At 65.5% G+C, this 17,814-nt stretch carries 14 protein-coding genes; 8 read left to right on the top strand and 6 right to left on the bottom strand.

The annotated features are described in order from the left end of the window. Nucleotides 1–162 precede the first annotated feature (162 nt). Nucleotides 163–1,704, top strand: coding sequence for a replicative DNA helicase (gene dnaB / locus ACYVKQ_RS00885; protein ID WP_460574657.1), 1,542 nt, complete (start codon nucleotides 163–165; stop codon nucleotides 1,702–1,704). A gap of 141 nt (nucleotides 1,705–1,845) precedes the next feature. On the opposite strand, the gene ACYVKQ_RS00880 is transcribed toward dnaB, so the two are convergent. The 4 genes from ACYVKQ_RS00880 to ACYVKQ_RS00865 all read right to left on the bottom strand — a co-directional run bounded on the left by ACYVKQ_RS00880 (nucleotide 1,846) and on the right by ACYVKQ_RS00865 (nucleotide 7,651). Continuing rightward, nucleotides 1,846–2,598: an SDR family NAD(P)-dependent oxidoreductase gene (locus ACYVKQ_RS00880; RefSeq protein WP_460574655.1), complete on the bottom strand. Its 753-nt coding sequence runs from the start codon at nucleotides 2,596–2,598 to the stop codon at nucleotides 1,846–1,848. A gap of 93 nt (nucleotides 2,599–2,691) precedes the next feature. Beyond that, nucleotides 2,692–3,636 (bottom strand): helix-turn-helix domain-containing protein, encoded by a 945-nt coding sequence (locus ACYVKQ_RS00875; protein ID WP_460574653.1) that lies wholly within the window; start codon nucleotides 3,634–3,636, stop codon nucleotides 2,692–2,694. A gap of 157 nt (nucleotides 3,637–3,793) precedes the next feature. Beyond that, nucleotides 3,794–5,035, bottom strand: coding sequence for a PepSY-associated TM helix domain-containing protein (locus ACYVKQ_RS00870; RefSeq protein ID WP_460574651.1), 1,242 nt, complete (start codon nucleotides 5,033–5,035; stop codon nucleotides 3,794–3,796). A gap of 93 nt (nucleotides 5,036–5,128) precedes the next feature. Continuing rightward, nucleotides 5,129–7,651, bottom strand: coding sequence for a TonB-dependent siderophore receptor (locus ACYVKQ_RS00865; protein ID WP_460574649.1), 2,523 nt, complete (start codon nucleotides 7,649–7,651; stop codon nucleotides 5,129–5,131). A 549-nt stretch (nucleotides 7,652–8,200) separates the two neighbouring features. On the opposite strand from ACYVKQ_RS00865, the gene ACYVKQ_RS00860 reads away from it, so the two are divergent. Next, nucleotides 8,201–8,794 (top strand): Crp/Fnr family transcriptional regulator, encoded by a 594-nt coding sequence (locus ACYVKQ_RS00860; protein WP_460574647.1) that lies wholly within the window; start codon nucleotides 8,201–8,203, stop codon nucleotides 8,792–8,794. A 41-nt stretch (nucleotides 8,795–8,835) separates the two neighbouring features. On the opposite strand, the gene ACYVKQ_RS00855 is transcribed toward ACYVKQ_RS00860, so the two are convergent. Continuing rightward, the gene (locus tag ACYVKQ_RS00855) at nucleotides 8,836–9,324 is read right to left on the bottom strand and encodes a cupin domain-containing protein (RefSeq protein WP_460574645.1); all 489 of its coding nucleotides are present in this window, start codon (nucleotides 9,322–9,324) and stop codon (nucleotides 8,836–8,838) included. 256 nt (nucleotides 9,325–9,580) lie between these two features. Here ACYVKQ_RS00855 and ygiD point away from each other — a divergent pair, with 256 nt between their 5' ends. Next, a complete protein-coding gene (gene ygiD / locus ACYVKQ_RS00850) occupies nucleotides 9,581–10,411 on the top strand; it encodes a 4,5-DOPA-extradiol-dioxygenase (RefSeq protein ID WP_460574643.1) in 831 nt (276 codons plus the stop codon). A gap of 64 nt (nucleotides 10,412–10,475) precedes the next feature. Here ygiD and ACYVKQ_RS00845 read toward each other — a convergent pair whose 3' ends face one another. Continuing rightward, nucleotides 10,476–11,699, bottom strand: a complete 1,224-nt coding sequence (locus ACYVKQ_RS00845) for a molybdopterin molybdotransferase MoeA (RefSeq protein ID WP_460574641.1) — start codon at nucleotides 11,697–11,699, stop codon at nucleotides 10,476–10,478. A 134-nt stretch (nucleotides 11,700–11,833) separates the two neighbouring features. Here ACYVKQ_RS00845 and moaC point away from each other — a divergent pair, with 134 nt between their 5' ends. From moaC to ACYVKQ_RS00820, 5 genes are all read left to right on the top strand, one after another. Continuing rightward, a complete protein-coding gene (gene moaC, locus ACYVKQ_RS00840) occupies nucleotides 11,834–12,337 on the top strand; it encodes a cyclic pyranopterin monophosphate synthase (RefSeq protein WP_460574639.1) in 504 nt (167 codons plus the stop codon). A 6-nt stretch (nucleotides 12,338–12,343) separates the two neighbouring features. Next, nucleotides 12,344–13,513: an NTP transferase domain-containing protein gene (locus tag ACYVKQ_RS00835; RefSeq protein WP_460574637.1), complete on the top strand. Its 1,170-nt coding sequence runs from the start codon at nucleotides 12,344–12,346 to the stop codon at nucleotides 13,511–13,513. 287 nt (nucleotides 13,514–13,800) lie between these two features. Further along, on the top strand, nucleotides 13,801–14,334 hold the full coding sequence (locus ACYVKQ_RS00830; protein WP_460574635.1) for a (2Fe-2S)-binding protein: 534 nt from the start codon (nucleotides 13,801–13,803) through the stop codon (nucleotides 14,332–14,334). After that, nucleotides 14,331–15,353 carry an FAD binding domain-containing protein gene (locus ACYVKQ_RS00825; RefSeq protein ID WP_460574633.1) on the top strand — a complete coding sequence of 341 codons (1,023 nt, stop codon included), beginning with the start codon at nucleotides 14,331–14,333 and terminating at the stop codon, nucleotides 15,351–15,353. Before ACYVKQ_RS00830 ends, ACYVKQ_RS00825 begins: the two co-directional genes overlap by 4 nt. Further along, complete coding sequence (locus tag ACYVKQ_RS00820; protein WP_460574631.1) at nucleotides 15,350–17,587, top strand: xanthine dehydrogenase family protein molybdopterin-binding subunit; 2,238 nt, start codon at nucleotides 15,350–15,352, stop codon at nucleotides 17,585–17,587. The genes ACYVKQ_RS00825 and ACYVKQ_RS00820 overlap by 4 nt, the downstream gene beginning before the upstream one ends. The last annotated feature ends 227 nt before the right edge of the window (nucleotides 17,588–17,814 follow it).

Genomic DNA, 17,814 nt, shown 5'->3' with positions numbered 1-17,814 from the left:
ACCTGCCCAACCAACGCCAATAAATCAGCGGCTCGGCCGTATTTTTGGACCCCCTTTCCGTATTTTCGGACCGAGAGGAGCAGCCGTACGATGATGGACGAGAGCAATAGCCGCGTTAAACAACTGGCCGCCAGGGCCCACAAAGCCTGGAACCGTCCGGTGATGCCCGCCAGCCCAACCGGCAAGCTGCCCCCGCAGGCCCTCGATCTGGAGGCCGCCGTGCTGGGCGCGCTGATGCTGGAAAAAGACGCGCTGACGAGCGTCATCGACATCCTGAAACCCAAGAGCTTCTACAAGGAAGCCCACCAACAGATTTTTCAGGCCATCCTGAGCCTGTTCGATAAAACCGAGCCCATCGACATTCTCACGGTGACCCAGGAGCTGCGCTCCATGGGCACCCTGGAAATGGCCGGCGGCCCGCAGTACGTGGCCCAGCTCACCTACCGCATCCAGTCGGCCGCCAACATCGAGACGCACGCGCGCATCATCACCGAGCACGCCATCAAGCGCGAGCTGATTGCCATTGCCTCGAACGTGCACCGCGACGCCTACGAGGACACCCAGGACGTGTTCAACCTGCTCGACCAGACCGAGCAGGCGCTGTTTGAAGTGTCGGAATCGAACATCCGCAAGAACTTCGACGACATGCGCAGCCTGATGGGCAAGGCCATCAAGGAGCTGGAAGAAAAGAGCAAGCAGACCGGCGGCCTCACCGGCGTGACCTCGGGCATGATGGCCCTGGACCGCGTCACCTCGGGCTGGCAGAAGTCGGACCTGGTGATTATTGCCGCCCGCCCGGCCATGGGCAAAACGGCTTTTGTGCTGTCGTGCATGCGCAACGCGGCGGTGCTCGACAAGAAAGCGGTGGCCTTCTTCTCGCTGGAAATGTCTTCGATTCAGCTCGTGAACCGTTTGATTTCGGCCGAGGCCGAGCTGGACTCCGAGAAAATCAAGAAGGGCAACCTCGCGGACTACGAGTGGCAGCAGCTCAACCACAAGATTGCCACGCTCTCGAACGCGCCCATCTTCATCGACGATACCCCGGGCCTGAGCATCCGCGAGCTGCGCACCAAGGCCCGCCGTCTGAAGTCGCACCACGACATTCAGATGATCATCATCGACTACCTGCAGCTGATGACCGGCAACGGCGACGGCAAGCCCGGTGGCAACCGCGAACAGGAAATTGCCTCGATTTCGCGGGCACTCAAGGGCATTGCCAAAGAGCTGAACATCCCGGTTATTGCCCTCTCGCAGCTGTCGCGCTCGGTGGAAACCCGCGGCGGCGACAAGCGCCCGCAGCTCAGTGACCTGCGCGAATCCGGCTCCATCGAGCAGGACGCCGACATGGTAATGTTCCTCTACCGTCCCGAGTACTACGGCATTACCGAGGACGAAATGGGCAACCCCACCCAGGGGGTGGGCGAAGTTATCATCGCCAAGCACCGTAACGGCGGCCTCGACAACGTGCCGCTGAAGTTTATCGGCCGCTTCACCAAGTTCATGGACCTCGACGGGCAGGGCTTCGCGCCCGAAGCGGCCAGCTACAACACCGGCCAGCTGCCCGCCAGTACCTTCGACGAGCCCGACCCCGGCTTTGCGCCCGCGCCGAACACCATTCGCCTCGGCTCGCGCATGAACGACTCGGCACCCTCGCCGCAGCCTTTCCCCAAGAGCAACTTCGGCAACGAGGACCCTCCATTTTAAGCCGTTGCCAGTCGCGGGCCTTCAGTCCCAAACGACTGCCCAACGGCCCGCGGCCGAAAATCCAAAAAAGCCCCGCTGCCGGATCTGCCAGCAACGGGGCTTTTTTTCCGGCTCAGCCGGCGTGTCGGGCTACGGTCCGGCTTACAGCATCATGCCGCCTGTGGCCTCCAGGCGTTGGCCGTTGAGCCAGCGGCCGGCGTCGGAGCAGAGGAAGGCAACGATGCCGCCGATGTCGTCGGGCTCAGCGGTGCGGCCCAGGGCGGTGCTTTGGGCCACGAAGGCGCGCATTTCGGGCGAGTCAGGCATAGTGCCGCCGCCGAATACGGCCCCGGGGGCTACCACGTTGGCCGCGATGCCCCGCGGGCCCAACTCCAGGGCCAGGTAGCGCGTGAAGACTTCCACGGCCGCTTTCATGGTGGCGTAGGCCGAGACGCCGTGGAAGGAGCTGCGCGTCGTGGCCGACGACACGTTGACGATGCGGCCGCCGTCGCGCAGCAGGGGTAGGGCGCGTTGGGTAAGGAAGTACACGCCCTTGAAGTGCACGTTCAGCATCTCGTCGAACTGCGCCTCGGTGGTCTCGGCAATGGGCGCGTTGAGGCTGGTGCCGGCGTTGTTGATCAGGAAGTCGAAGCGGTTGGTGCCGAAGGTATCGGTCAGGGCCTCGGTTACCCGGGCGAAGAAGGCCTCGAAGGTGCTCAGGTCGGCCGCGTTCAGGGGCAGGGCCACGGCCCGGCGGCCCAGGGCCTGGATTTCGGTTACCACGGCCTGAGCTTCGGCCTGCTGGCTGCGGTAAGTCAGGATGACGTCGATGCCCTGCTGGGCCAGTTTCAGGGCCATGTCCTTGCCCAGGCCCCGGCTGCCGCCGGTCAGCAGGGCGATTTTGGAAGTGCTCATACGAGTGATTTTGTCGCGTTGAATGGAACACGACAAAGGTCCCGCGCCCGGCCGGGGGCAGCGTTGTACCGGCCAATCAGCTTATTGTAGAAATCAAACCGGCTGGACTTCCTGCGTGCGGAAGGCGCCGGGGCTCAGGGCGGCGTAGCGGCGGAAGAAGTGGGAGAAGTGCGCCACGTCGACGAAGCCCAGGCTGTCGGCAATTTCCCAGAGCGTCCAGTCGGTCTGGCGCAGCAGGGCCTTGGCTTCCTGCGCGATGCGCCCGCCGATGAGGTCGGTGGTGGTGCGGCCGGTGCTGTCCTTGAGCGCCTTGTTGAGGTGGTTCACGTGCACGGCCAGGTGGTCGGCAAAGTCCTTGGCCGAGCGCAGCGGCAGGCGCTGCTGGGGCGAGGTGAGCGGAAATTGCCGCTCCAGCAGCTCCACGAAGCGCGAGGCGAGCCGGGCCGCCGCCGTGTGGGCGGGGTGCAAAGTGCTGGCGGGCTGCCGCTTCTGGCCCAGGTGCAGCAGCTCCAGCACGTAGGCCCGCAGCAGGTCGTACTTGTGGACGTAGTTGGAAACCAACTCCTCGTGCATGCACTCGAAAATAGCCGCTGCCCGCGCCGCCTCGGCCGGCGTGAGCCGGAATACGGGGTAGCCGTCGGTGCGGAACAGGGGCAGCTCGTCGGGGGTGAGGCCGCCGAGGACGGGCAGCAGGAACTCGGCGGTGAACAGGCAGAAATGCCCCTGCTGAGGCTCGTCGGGCTGCCACTGAAACGGCACCTTGGGCGTCGAAAACACCAGAGAATCGGGCTCAATGAGGATGGTCTGGTCGGCAAACTCGGTGCGGCTGCGGCTACGCAACAGGCTGATCTTGTAGAAGGAGCGACACGGATAAGGCGTACCCGGCCGCAGCTGGGTCGATTCGCGCAGGTCGGCCAGGTCGAACACGTTGAAGTGGCCCACTTCGCGCTGAATGCCACCGGGTAGCAGCGTGCTCAGGTCGAGGCCGGTGCAGGGGGCCATTTCCTGGTAGAGGGCAGTCAGCGTGGCGGTGGTCATGGCAGCAGGTAGCTTGTAAGATTCAAGTCAAGGCAACCCACCGCGGGCCGAAAAGTTTGCCCCTGCCGCGGAGTCGGCCACGAAACCTGGACTGCCCGAACGCACGCCGGCCCGGCCCGCTGCGGGAGCGGGCCGGGGCCGAGAACTTAAATTTGGATTAGGCCGCCACCGGGGCTACCTGCTTGCGGGCCTTCTTCTTTTCCTTTTTCAGGCGGTTCAGCCACATGATCACGCCGGTAATGGGGAAGGTCACGCCGAGCACGCACACCACCAGGGCAATGATTTTGGAGGGCATACCGAAGATGGCGCCGGTGTGCACCGGCTTGAAGGTGCGGCGTACGCGCTGGCCGAGGTTGCGGTCTTCGAACGCCAGCTTGCCCAGCGGCTTGCCGGTGTACTGGTCGAGGTACAGCTCGTCGGTGGCGCCTTCGTAGGCCGCGCCCGTCGAGGTAGTCATCACGCGCACGGCCTCGGTGGAGTCCTTGGGCAGCGAAATGGCGTAGGAGAGGGCGCCGGGTACCTGCTGCTGCGCCACGGCGTAGGCTTGGTCGAAGCCCAGCTTGCCGGCGCCCAGCACGAGCTCTGATTTGGGAGCCTCGGGGCCTTTGGGGTCCGATTTTGTCACGGCGAAGATGCCGTTGTTGAACCACTCAAACGACCACGCCAGGCCGGTGAAGGCGAAAACGAAGAGGAACAGGGCCGAGTAAAAACCCAGCACGATGTGCAGGTCGTGGTTGAGGCGCTTAAAGCTCGCGTCCCACTTCACCGTCAGGCGCTGCTTCAGGATTTTGCCTGTGGCCGGCCACCACAGCACAATGCCGGTGCCGATGATGAAGAGGAACAGCAGGGTGCTCACGCCCACCACCATCTTGCCCACGGGGCCGCCCACCATGCCGCGGTGCAGGGCCATCATGGTGAAGAAAAACGAGTCGCGGTACACGTAGGGGCCCACCACGGCGCCGGTGTAGGGGTTCACGAAGTACTGCGGGCCGCGGCCGCCTTCGCCGCCGCCCTTGCCGCCTTTCTCGCCCTTGCCGGCTTTGCCCTCGGGGCTGCCCGGGCCTTTGCGGCTACCTTCGCCGCCGCCTGCTTTGGCTTCCTTGCCACCGGGGCCGCCCGGACCGCCCGCAAGGCTAATCTCAGCGGTGCGCAGCGGGTCAGCGTGGATTTTCAGGCTGGCCACTTTGGCCTTGGGTACCTGGGCGCGCACGGCGGCCACCAGTTGCTCGGGCGAGAGGCGCTGCGCGCCGGCCTGCACCACAAAGTAGCGCTCCGGGTGCAGGGCCTGCTCCAGCTCCTTCTCGAAGACGAGCACGGCGCCGGTAAAGCACACGATGGCAATGATCAGCCCCGAAGCCAGGCTGAGGTAGAGGTGGATGTTGCGGAAAAAGATCTTCATGGCAGTGAGCGGGGGCTAGGTATGCCGAACCCACCGGACCCCGCAACTGATTGGGGTCCGATGGGTTGGCGGCAGCGGAAATCGGGGGTAAACTTACCGGAACTTGTAGGCGAAGGTAGCCGAGTAGTTGCGCGGGGCAATGGGGTTCACGCTGTTGTCGTCGTGCATGTTGTAGCTGAGCACGTCGAGCAGGTTGGCTGCCTTCACCCGCAGCGAGAACCGCTCGTAGGTGTAGCCCACCGAGGCGTCGAACAGCAGGTAGTTGGGCACCGTGATGAACTTGTTGGCGTCCGGAATCAGGTTGCCGTCCTTGTCGTACTGCTTGCGCGGGTTGCGGCCCGCCACCTTGTCGCCCACGTAGTAGGAGGTGATGCCGGCGTTCAGGCCGCGCAGGAAGGTGTGGTCGGCAAACAGGCTGTTGAAGGTGTAGTAGGCGCTCAGGTTGGCCGTGTGGGCGGGGTTGTAGCGCAGGCGGCTGCCGTTGTCGTAGATGTTGCTCTTCGTGTAAGCCGTGTTGTTGTAGCTGTAGCCGGCGATGAACGTCCAGCCCAGGTACGGCTTGCTGTGCACGTCTACTTCCACGCCTTTGCTGGTCACCTCACCCGCCAACTCCTGCGCGGCGGGAATATTCTGGTTCCAGGCCGGGTTCGGGGTGCCGTTGCTGAAGTACTGCTGAATGGTCTGCGCCTGGTTGTCGTTGACAATCTGGTAGGCCGTCACGTTGGCCGACAGCATGCCGTTGAACAGCTCATTCTTCACGCCCACCTCGTACTGCTGAAGCATCGACGGGGCCAGGTTCGTGCCGGTGTTGTCGACGCCCGAGTTCGGGGCAAACGAGTTGGAGTAGGAAGCAAACAGCGAGAGGGTCTTGATGGGCTGGTACACCAGGCCCAGGCGCGGGGTCCAGGCGTTGTCGTAGCGTCGGGTTTCGCGCACCGTTACCTGCTGGATCGGGGCCGTAGGCGCCGTGTAGGTGTACACGTCGCTGGGCGTCTCCTGGTAGCTCCAACGCATGCCGATCAGAGCTTTGAACTGCTCGGTGAAGGTGAGCATGTCCTGCACGTAGAAGCCGGCGCGGCGGGTGTTGCCCCGCGTGCGGGTGTTCAGGGCCAGGTCGTCGAAGCCCGTGACCGGCACGGTGCCGGCCGGCAGCGACACCTTCTTGGTGGGGTCGAGCAGGTTAATGGCGTTGTAGGGCCGGGCGGTGTAACCCAGGTTGTTGGTCTGGTACTGGTCCACGTCGGTGCCCGCCAGCAGGGTGTGGCCCAGGAAACCGGTGTGGAAGTTGGCCGTGAAGTCGAGTTGAGCCAGGTAGTAGTTTTCGCGGGTGCGGCTGCGCTGCAGGTTGCGGTTCCAGTTGCCGTAGTTCGGGCCCTGGGCAATGACGGTGGCCACGGGGCGGGCAGCGCTGCGCTGCTCGTTGTCGTAGCGCTGGAAGCCCACCACCCCGCGCACCTGCCACACGTCCGAGAGCTGGCTGCTGAGCGTGGCGGTGGTGCTGGTTTGCTGGGTGGCGTTGTTAGCGCCGGCCACGTTCAGAAAGCGCGTGCGCGACTCCAGGATCTTGTAGTCGATGGCGCCCACGCCGAAGTCCGGCGTGCGGTTGTCGCGTAGGTAGTCGCCCTCCACCACCAGCGTGGTCTTGGGGCTGAGCTTGAAGAGCAGCGAGGGATTCACGTAGAAGCGGTCCGACTCCACCCGGTCGCGGAAGCTGTTCCCCTGCTCGTAGGTTGTGTTCAGGCGGAAAGCCACTTTCTCGCTCTGGCCCACGGCGCCGTACACGTCCACCATCGGCTTCCAGAAGCCGAAGGAGCCCACGCGCAGGCCCACCGAGCCGCCCTGCTCAAATTTGGGCTTCTTGGTCACCAGGTTCAGCACGCCGCCGGCGGCTACGTTGCCGTAGAGAATGGCCGCGCTGCCCTTGAGCACTTCCATGCTTTCCAGCGAGGAGGCCTCGGGCATCACCCCGTTGTTGAAGCGCACCCCGTTCTTGAAGGTGTTGTTCGAGCCGTAGGCGAAGCCGCGGCTGCCGAGCTCTTCCTGCGTGCCGCCGGTGGCGCTGGTCACGTAAATGCCCGACACGTTCACAATGGCGTCGCTCAGGCGCAGCACCTGCTGCTGCTCCAGCGTCTGCTGGCTCACCGTTACCACGCTCTGCGGCAGGTCGAAGGGGCGCACCGGCATCTTGCTCACGCCCGTGGGGCGCTGGTTGATGGTGCGCGTCTCGGTGATTTTTACCTCCGTCAGCTGGTTGGTGCTCTTGGCCAGCGTCACCGTCGGCAGGTTCACGGTGCTGCGGTTGGGCACGTCTACCTCGATTTCCTGCGTCACGTAGCCCAGGTAGGCCACGGCCAGAATCTGCTTGCCCACGGGCAGGCGGAGGCGGAAAGAGCCATCCGCTTCGGTGCTCGTGCCGATGGTCGTGCCTTTTACCATCACCGATACCTGCTCGGCGGCCTGGCCGTCGGCCAGTACCACGCGGCCTACTACCTGGCCGTGCGCCGGCTGCGGAGCCGTGGGCCCGTCGCCGGGCTGGTGGTTAAAGGCAAGCAGGCTTTGGGCGTTGACGGCCACCGGGGCCACAGCGAGGAGCAGGAAAGGTAAAGAACGGCGCATTCAGTTATTTAGACTGATTCAAAAGTTATGCAAAGCAAGCCACTGTTTAGATTCTATCCAAACAGCGGACAAGGTTAATTTGAAATCTATCTAAATAACGTCGGCAGCTTATGCCGAAGACGCTTGCTATCAGTGGGTTATTTTCGTCGCTGCCGGGCAATAGGTGTTTATGTTGTGCAGCTGCTGGGCAAGTGTTTCGTAGCTAAACGAGGCAACAGGGTTCGTTCAACAGGCAATTAACCGGTCGGCGCTCGGCGTCCGGACGAGGCCACCGGGGAACAGCGGGACGAGCAAGCGGAAGGTCGCGGCCACCTTCAGCGCCAAGCAGTGGGGCGGCAGCACGCCACCCGGGCCCACGCGGGTGCGCTCCGCTTAGCCAGCGGAGGTGGACCATGGCGCATTTCCGGGATGGCGCCGGCCAAAACCGGCCTGATGCGGTGCTCCCAAACCCAGAAGTGGGTATACCCAAGGCGGTGGACCCGCTGCACGGTTTCCTGAACGACTTGCCGTGGCGTGGTGGCGAGCCAGCGCCGGCCCGATATTGCAGGCATGAACTCCGCACCCCTCGACGTACTGCGTGCCTACTTCCGTCAGCGCCTGCCTCCGGTTACCGACGAGCAGCTGGTGGCCATCGAGGCGCTGTTTGAGCCGCGCCACCTGGCCCGGCACGAGGTGCTCACGCGGGCGGGCGAGGTCGCGCGCGTGGGTGCGTTTGTGGCGCGCGGGTGCCTGCGTTCCTTTGTGGTCGATGCCAGGGGCAAGGAGCACATCATCCAGTTTGCGCCCGAAAACTGGTGGATCAGCGACCAGAACAGCCTCATTACCCAGGAGCCGGCTATGTTCAGCATCGAGGCCGTGGAAGAGTCGGAGGTACTGCTCTTCGACGCCACCTTTTTCCGCAAGCTCAGCCTGGTCACGCCCGCTTTCCCCGAGTTTTTCCACCGCCTGCTGCAAAACAACGTGCGCACGCTGCAGCGGCGGCTGGTGCTCACCCTCAGCGCCTCGGCCGAAGAGCGGTACGTGGATTTTCAGCAGACCTACCCGACGCTGGCCCGCCGGCTGCCGCAAAAGCAGATTGCCGCGTACCTGGGCGTCACGCCGGAGTCGTTGAGCCGCATCCGACGGGAATTGGCCGGGCACTGAGGGCGGGTGAAGTGCACCAGCACCCTCGGACCGCAGCAAGCCTAGCCAGCCGCCGGGGTAAACGTTTCGATCAGCTCGCGCTGGGCGGGAAACTGCCGCGTAAGCTCAGCGCGCGTGGCCAGCTCGAAATCGGCGAAATCAAAGCCGGGAGCTACGGTGCAGCTTACCAGGGCGTAGCCCACTCCGCCTAATAGCCGGGCGCCAAACCAGGTGCCGGCCGGAATGACGGCCTGTGGTACTTCGCCGCGCAGCAGGTCGTTGCCGAGCACCACGCTCACAGCCTGCCCGTCCTGCAGCAGCACGATTTCCAGGGGCTGGCCCTGGTGAAAAAACCACAGCTCATCCGACTGGATGCGGTGAAAGTGGGACTTGTCCTCGTTTTCCAGCAGGTAGTAAATGCCCGTGCTGACGTTGCGGCTGGTACCCTGCGCGGTGCTCAGGCGCTGCGGGGAGCGGTAGGTTTCGCGGTAATACCCGCCTTCGGGATGCGCCAGCAGTTGCAGGGCCTGAATGATGTCCTGAGCGTTCATGGGGCGGAGGTAAAGCGCGCCGCGGCTGGCAGGGCACGAATGAGTGGAAAATCAGCAGTGACGATGCGCCGGCCGCACTTCATCGGGGCCGCGCGGGGCTAGCGAGGCCCGAATATGCGGCCGGATTTCTTACCATACATCAAGGCGCGGCCCCTGCCCGCGGCGGTACCTTTGTGCTGTACGCACCGGAAGCCCGCCCATGGACCGCAAAGCCTTTCTCAAAGCCCTGGCCCTGCTTCCTTTAGCTTCAGCTGCTATGAACCTGCAAGACCTGCATACCGTTTCTTCCGGCTTTCAGAAAAGCGCCAAGATGCCGGTGCTCTTCATCGGGCACGGCTCGCCGATGAACGCGCTGGAGGACAACACCTTTACCCGCGCCCTGAAGAAAATGGGCGAGGACATTCGCCAGAAACAAAAGCCCAACGCCATCCTCGTGGTGTCGGCGCACTGGCTCACGCGCGGCTCCTTCGTGACCCTGAACGAGCGGCCCGAAACCATCCACGACTTCGGCGGCTTCCCGCAGGAGCTGTTTGCCATGCAGTACCCCGCGCCCGGCGCCCCGGAGTACGCCCGCCAGACCATGGCCCTAGTGCCCGACCTGCACGGCTCCGACGAGTGGGGCCTGGACCACGGCACCTGGACGGTGCTGCACCACCTGTTCCCGGCCGCCGACGTGCCCGTGTTTCAGCTCAGCCTCGACTTCTACAAGACGCCCGCCCAGCACTTTGCCCTGGCCCAGCAGCTGCAGCAGCTTCGCCAGCGCGGCGTGCTCATCATCGGCTCGGGCAACGTGGTGCACAACCTGCGCCTGAGCATGCAGAAGCTGATGGCCGGCGACGCCTCGGCCTACGACTGGGCCGTGGAGTTCGACGAGTGGGTGAAACAGCGCATCGACCAACGCGACTTCCAGGCCCTGTTCGACGTGCAGAAGGCCGGGGCCAGCGGCCCCTTGGCGGTGCCCACGCCCGACCACTACTGGCCGCTGCTTTACACCTTGGCCCTGGCTGACCGGGACGAACCCATCACCCACGCCTTCGAGGAAGTCAGCTTCGGCGGGCTGAGCATGCGCACGGTGGCCATTGGGTAAGCCGGCCACCGCTTATCAGGCGCAAAAAAGCGCCGGCCCGACTTGGGCCGGCGCTTTTTTGCGCTTAGCCGAAGCGGAACCGCCACACCGGCAGCACCTCGCCGGCCCGGAACTCGCTGCGTTCGGCCGGCAGCTCCACGAACCCGTCGCTGGGCAGCAGGCTGGCCAGGTCGCCGGAGCCGTGGGCGCGCTCGGGATGGGCCATCAGGCGGCCGTCGGGCCCGGGGCGCAGGCTTACGAGCAGGAAATGCGTGAGCGGCGGGCGGAAGAGTACGTCGGCCGTCAGCGCGGCGCGTGCCGGTGCCGGGAAAGTAGGGGCGGGCAGCTGCACGGCCCGCAGCCAGGGCGCGGCGTAGCGGTAGTAGTTGATGAACGTCGAAACGGGGTTGCCGGGCAGGGCAAATACCACCGCGCCCTGCGGGTGGCGGCCAAACCAGAAGGGCTTGCCCGGCCGCTGCTGCACCTCGTGGAACAGCTGCGCGGCGCCGGCCTGCTGCAGGGCCTGCGGCAGGTAGTCGGCCTTGCCCTTCGACACGCCGCCGCTGAGCAGCACCGCGTCGTAGCCCGTGAGCAGCGGGGGCAGGCCCGCAGCCAGGGCCGCTGGGTCGTCGTCGAAGTGGAAGATACTGGCCTCGGCCCCGGCCTGCCGCGCCGCGGCCAGCAGCATGTAGGCGTTGGAGCGCCGGATCTGGTGCGCGGCGGGCTCCTCGCTGATGTCCACCAGCTCGTCGCCGGTGCTGACGACGGCCACGCGGGGCTGGCGGCTGACTTCCAGCGTCGCGGCCCCGACGGTGGCGGCTACGGCAATTTCGGCGGGGCCGAGCACGGTGCCGGCGGGCAGCAGCAGTTCGCCCTGGCGACGGTCGGAGCCGCGGCGGTGCACGTTGTGGCCCGCGGCCGCGGGCGGCACCCGCACCGTGGCGACGCGGCGGCCGTCGGGCTGCTCCTCGATCAGCAGGTCTTCGTAGCGGACCACCGCGTCGCAGCCGGGCGGCAGCACCGCCCCGGTCATGATTTCGACGGCGGCCCGCTCATCGGCCAAGGGCGCGGGGGGCTGGCCGGCTAGCTGCGTGCGTTCGATGACAAAGGCCGTCTGCCCGGCGGCGCTGGCGGCGTAGCGCAGCGCAATGCCGTCCATGGTCACCCGGTCGAAGGGCGGAAAGTCGCGGTCGGCGTGCACCGGCTCGCGCAGCACGCGGCCGGCGGCTTCGGTGAGCAACACGCGTTCGGGGGGCAGGGGCGCGGCCGTGGCCTGCACCGCGCGGGTAGCTTCTTCGACGGAAATCATGCGCAACGACGGAGGTGAGGCCGCAAGTTCGCCCGCCGCGGGCAGAGCAGCGCCGTGCGGGGCCATTTCCGGCCGCAAATCTTTCCGGCGCGTACTTTGTTGCCCCACCTGAACCTCCGCAGACCGCTTTTGCCATGGCCGACCTTTCCGACAAGCAACTCACCCACCTCAACGCCGCCGGCCAGCCGGCCATGGTCGACGTCGGCCAGAAAGCCGCGACGCGCCGCGTGGCCCGCGCCCGCAGCCGCGTGCTGCTCGGGGCCGACATCCTGGCCCTGGTGCAGCAGGGCGACTTGCCCACCCGCAAGGGGCCGGTGTTTCAGACGGCCATTCTGGCCGGCATCATGGCCGCCAAGAAAACCGCCGACCTGATTCCGCTGTGCCACCCGCTGGGCCTCGACGACTGCCAGGTAACGGTGACCGTGGCCCCGCCCGCGGCCGTTGTCATCGAGTGCACGGCCACCGTAACGGGCAAAACCGGCGTGGAAATGGAGGCCCTCACGGGCGCTTCCGTGGCCGCGCTGACCATCTACGACATGTGCAAGGCGCTGTCGCACGACATCGTGATTCAGGAAACGCGGCTGCTGTCGAAAACCGGCGGCAAAAGCGACTTTCAGCACGTGGATAAGCCGGAGTAAGCCCCTATGGAACCCAAACACCAGAAACACGCGGCCCTGGCCCGGCCGGACATCGGCGAGTTCGGCCGCCACGAGTTGGGCATTCTGGGCGCGCCCTGCGGCGTCATCAAGGACCTGGCGGCGCGGCTGCTGCCGCTGCTTACGCCCGCCCTGCGCGTGGCCTACGTGGACGCCGACCACGCCGCCGGCGACGCGGCCGACGCCGGTGGCCCGGGCGGTGCCGACGCCATCTTGCACGCCGGCGCCGCGGCCGAGCTGACCGACAAAATTCACTTCCGCCGCCTCGACGTGCGCCGGGGGATGGATAAGTTCATCCAGCCCCAGTGGCTCAATGAGCAGAGCTTGGTGCTCGTCAACGGCAACCACTTCCGCGCCCGGCAGCAGGTGGTCATCATCGACCCGCGCAAGCCGCTGGACAAGAAGCTGGACCGCCTGACCGACGTGCGGCTGGTGCTGCTATCGGAAGGCCAGACGGGGCTGCCCGAGGTGCTGCGGCAGCACCTGGGCGCCGCTGCCGTACCCGTGCTGCCGCTGGCCGATACCGGGGCCATTGCCGCCTGGGTAGGGCAGTGGCTGCAACGGCACCAGCCCCCGCTGCGCGGCCTGGTGCTGACGGGCGGCCGCAGCCAGCGTATGCAGGAGGACAAAGGCCGCCTGCGTTACCATGGCCGTGAACAGCAGGAGCACGCCGCCGCCCTGCTGGCCCCGTTTTGCCAGGACGTATTCATCAGTTGCCGCCCCGGCCAAGCGGCGGATCTACCCGCCGGCCTGGCCGCGCTGCCCGATCAGTTCCTGGACCTGGGGCCGCTCAGCGGCCTGCTCACCGCTTTTCGCCACGACCCCAACGCCGCCTGGCTGGTGGTAGCCTGCGACCTGCCGTTTCTCACCGAACAGACGCTGCGGCACCTGGTGGCGCACCGGCACGCGGGCCGCGCGGCCACGGCCTTCCAAAGCCCCGACAACGAGTTTCCCGAGCCGCTCATTACCATCTGGGAGCCGCGCAGCTATCCGGTGCTGCTGCAGTTTTTGGGGCTGGGGTATTCGTGCCCGCGCAAGGTGCTCATCAATGCCGATGCGGAAGTGCTGCCCGCGCCCGCGCCGGCGGAGCTGCGCAACGTAAATACGCCGGCGGAGCGCGACGCGGCCCAGCGGGAACTAGGTGCGCGGCCCCAGTAGGCCAACCGCAACGGACTGGTTGCGTGAACGGCGGGTGGGCCGGCCGGTTTCTTTCATGAAACCAGCCGGCCCACCCGCCGCTGAGCTTTTCAGGGCGGCGCTGGTGGTTTGGCGGGCACCGCGGAGATGAGACGCGCAACGTGGTGGGCGGGGTGCGGTGCTTTCGGCGGAGCGCCGGGGCCAACGCAAGCGGGATAAACGCGTAAGGTTCTGCTAGCGGATTGCCGTTCGCTTGCCCTTGCTGCGGCCGGCATCCTGCTCGTTTTCTCATTCCAGTCCGCGTTTCTATGAGCAACCCTACCACACCAAACACCGGCGGCCGCGCGCCATTGCCTCCGCCACCCACCTCGCCCATCACGCTGCGCATCAACGGGCAGGACCACACCCTGGAACTGGCGCCCTGGACCAGCCTGCTTGATGCCCTGCGCGAGTACGCCGGCCTGACGGGCACCAAGAAGGGCTGTGACCACGGCCAGTGCGGCGCCTGCACCGTGCTCGTCGACGGCAAGCGCATCAACTCCTGCCTGACGCTGGCCGCCCTGCAGGAAGGCGCCGACATCACCACCATCGAGGGCCTGGGCTCGGAGCACGCGCTGCATCCGTTGCAGCAGGCCTTCATCGACCACGACGCGTTTCAGTGCGGCTACTGCACGCCGGGCCAGATCTGCTCGGCCCAGGGGCTCATCAACGAGGGCAAAGCACACTCCGAGGACGAAATCCGGGAGCTGATGAGCGGCAACATCTGCCGCTGCGGCGCCTACGTGGGCATCCTGGCGGCCGTGAAGGAAGTGGTAGACGCTAAATCCGCGAGCAAGCAATGAAGCCCTTCACCCTCACCCGCGCCGAATCGGTGGACGCCGCCGTGCGCGACTTCACCGGCTACCACGAGGCCGCCTACATCGGCGGCGGCACCAATATTCTGGATCTGATGAAAGAGAACGTGGCCGAGCCCACGCACCTCATCGGCCTGAACAAGCTGCCGCTTACCAAGATTGAAGCCACGGCCGGCGGCGGGCTGCGCCTGGGCGCCACCGCTACCAACGCCGACACCGCCTGGCACCCCGAGGTGCAACGGCGCTACCCGCTGCTGAGCCAGGCCATTCTGGCCGGGGCCTCGCCACAGCTGCGCAACATGGCCACTAACGGCGGTAACCTGATGCAGCGCACCCGTTGCTACTACTTCTACGACACGGCCACGCCCTGCAACAAGCGGGAGCCGGGCTCGGGCTGCGCGGCCATCGGCGGCTACAACCGCATCCACGCCATTCTGGGGGCTTCGGACAAATGCATTGCCACCCACCCCTCCGACATGTGCGTGGCCCTGGCCGCGCTGGAAGCCGTGGTGCACGTGAAGAGCAAGGACGGCGAGCGGCAAATCAAGTTCGAGGACTTCCACCGCCTGCCCGGCGACGAGCCCCAGCGCGACAACACCCTGGAACCGGGTGAACTGATTGTGGCCCTGGAGCTGCCTCCGCAAGGTTTTGCCAAGCACTTCAGCTACCTCAAGCTGCGCGACCGGCAGAGCTACGCCTTTGCGTTGGTGTCGGTGGCCGTGGGGATGGAGCTGGAAGGCTCGACCATCAAGACGGCCCGCCTGGCCCTGGGCGGCGTGGCCCACAAGCCCTGGCGCGACCCGGACGCCGAGGCCCTGCTGGAAGGCCAGCCGGCCACCGAAGCCACCTTTCAAAAAGCTGCCGAAGCGGTGGTAAAAGACGCGAAAGGGCAGGGCATCAACGATTTCAAGATCGAGCTGGCCAAGCGCGCCATCGTGCGGGCGCTCAAGCAGGCCGCCGCCGGGCAACACCAAGCCGCCGACATCTTTACCAACAGCAATCCATGAGCACCGATAGCAACACCACTTACGTCGGCAAGGCCCCGAGCCGCGTCGAAGGACCCAAGAAAGTGACGGGTGCCGCCAAGTACGCGGCCGAGTTCGACGTGCCCAACCTGGCGTACGGCTACGTCGTGAGCAGCCCCATTGCGAAGGGCAAAATCAAACGAATCCACGCCGACAAAGTGCTCGGCCTGCCGGGCGTACTGCACGTGTTTTCGCACGAAAACGTGCCGTCGCTGGCTTGGTTCGACCGCAACTACAAGGACGACGTGGCCCCCGGCGGCTCGCCCTTCCGCCCGCTGCACGACGACGAAATCAAATTCAGCATGCAGCCGGTGGCGCTGGTGGTGGCCGAGACGTTTGAGCTGGCCCGTTACGCGGCCGCCATTCTCGACGTCGAGTACGAGCAGCACAAGCACGAAACCGACATTGAGAGCAAGCGCGACGACGGTTCGGAACCCGGCCGCGGCAAAACCGGCTACATGCCCCCGCAGCGCCGCGAAGACGCCGACGAAGGCCTGAAGGACGCCGCGCACCGCATCCGCCACGAGTACATCCACGGCGCGCAGCACCACAACCCGATGGAAATGTTCGGGGCCACGGTGCACTACCACCCCGACGGCAAGCTGACCATCTACGACAAGACCCAGGGCGTGTACAACTGCCAGCAGTACATCACCAAAATCTTCGGTCTGAGCAAGGACGAGGCCCGGGTGGTGAACCTGTACATGGGCGGCGGCTTTGGCTCGGGCCTGCGCCCGCAGTACGAGCTGTTTCTGAGCGTGCTGGCCGCGCTGGAGCTGAAACGCTCGGTGCGCCTCTCGCTCACGCGCCAGCAGATGTTCTCGTTTGGCCACCGCCCGCACACCCTGCAGACGCTGGAAATGGGCACCGGCCCCGACGGCGCCCTGGTGGGCCTGAAGCACTACGCCCTGCACGAAACCTCGCGCTTCGAAGAGTACACCGAAAACGTGGTGAACTGGTCGGGTATGCTCTACCAGTGCCCGCGCACCTACCTCAGCTACGAGGTGGCCCCGCTCGACGTGTACACCCCACTGGATATGCGCGCCCCCGGCGCCGCCACCGGCTCCTTCGCCCTGGAAGTGGCCATGGACGAAATGGCCTACGAAGCCGGCCTGGACCCGCTGGAATTCCGCCGCCGCAACTACGCCGAGCACGACCAGAACAAGAAGGCCCCCTTCAGCAGCAAGAAGCTGCGCGAAGCCTACGACGAGGGCGCCCGCCGCTTCGGCTGGGACAAGCGCCCCATGGCCCCGCGCTCCATGCGCGAAGGCAATCAGCTGGTGGGCTGGGGGGTGGCCGGCGGGGTGTGGGATGCCTCCATGCAGAAAGCCGCCGCCAAGGCCACCATCACGGCCGATGGCCAGTTGACCGTGGCCAGCGCCGCCGGCGAAAACGGCACCGGTACTTACACCATCATGACCCAGATTGCGGCCGAAACCATGGGCTTGCCCATGGAGGCCGTCACGTTCAAGCTCGGCGACACCACGCTGCCCGAAGCCCCCGTGCAGGGCGGCTCCTGGACGGCCGCTTCGGTGGGCACCGCGGTGAAAAACGCCTGCGAGGCGCTGGGCGAGAAGCTGCTGAAGCTGGCCCAGAAAATGGACGACTCTCCGCTCAAGGGCGCCAAGTTTGAGGACGTGGAGTTCGTCAACGGCCACATCCGGCTGCGCAAGGAGCCGGAGCAGTCGGTTATCCTGCGCGACGTGCTGCAAACCAGCGGGGAGCGGGAAATCGAGGCCGACAGCTCGGCCATGCCCAACCCGCTGAATATGCAGCAGTATTCCATGCACTCCCACAACGTGGTCTTCGCCGAGGTGAAGGTGGACGAGGAGCTAGGCACGGTGCACGTCACGCGCGTGGTAAATGTGGTGGCCGCCGGGCGCATCCTCAATCAGAAAACCGCCCGCTCCCAGGTGCTCGGCTCGGTGGTCTGGGGCATCAGCATGGCCCTGATGGAGGAAACCGTGATGGACCACCGCTACGGGCGCTTCATGAACCACAACTACGCCGAGTACCACGTGCCCACCAATGCCGACATTCGCGACATCGAGGTGCACTTCGTGGAGGAGGAAGACCCGCACGTGAACCCGCTGGGCGTGAAAGGTATCGGCGAAGTGGGCCTGCTGGGCGTGGCCGCCGCCATTACCAACGCCGTGTACCACGCCACCGGCAAGCGCGTGCGCCAGCTGCCGATTTACATCGATAAGCTGCTGTAATAACCGACGCTGCAGCAAACAGCAACGCCCCGAAACCGTAGCGGTTCCGGGGCGTTTGCGTTGTTATTTACCTCAACGTTTCGGGGCTTTGCGATGGTGGGGCATTCATTGAACGTCCAGCCCCAAACCGCTGCTGAATAAAGTTAATGATGTTGATGATAAGAACTACAGCCGAATGGTATTCGTCACGCTGGAGCTGCTGCCGATGCCTGCACATAGCCGAAGTT

The organism is Hymenobacter coalescens (assembly GCF_054783195.1).
This window is presented reverse-complemented; position numbering and strand designations above follow the sequence as displayed.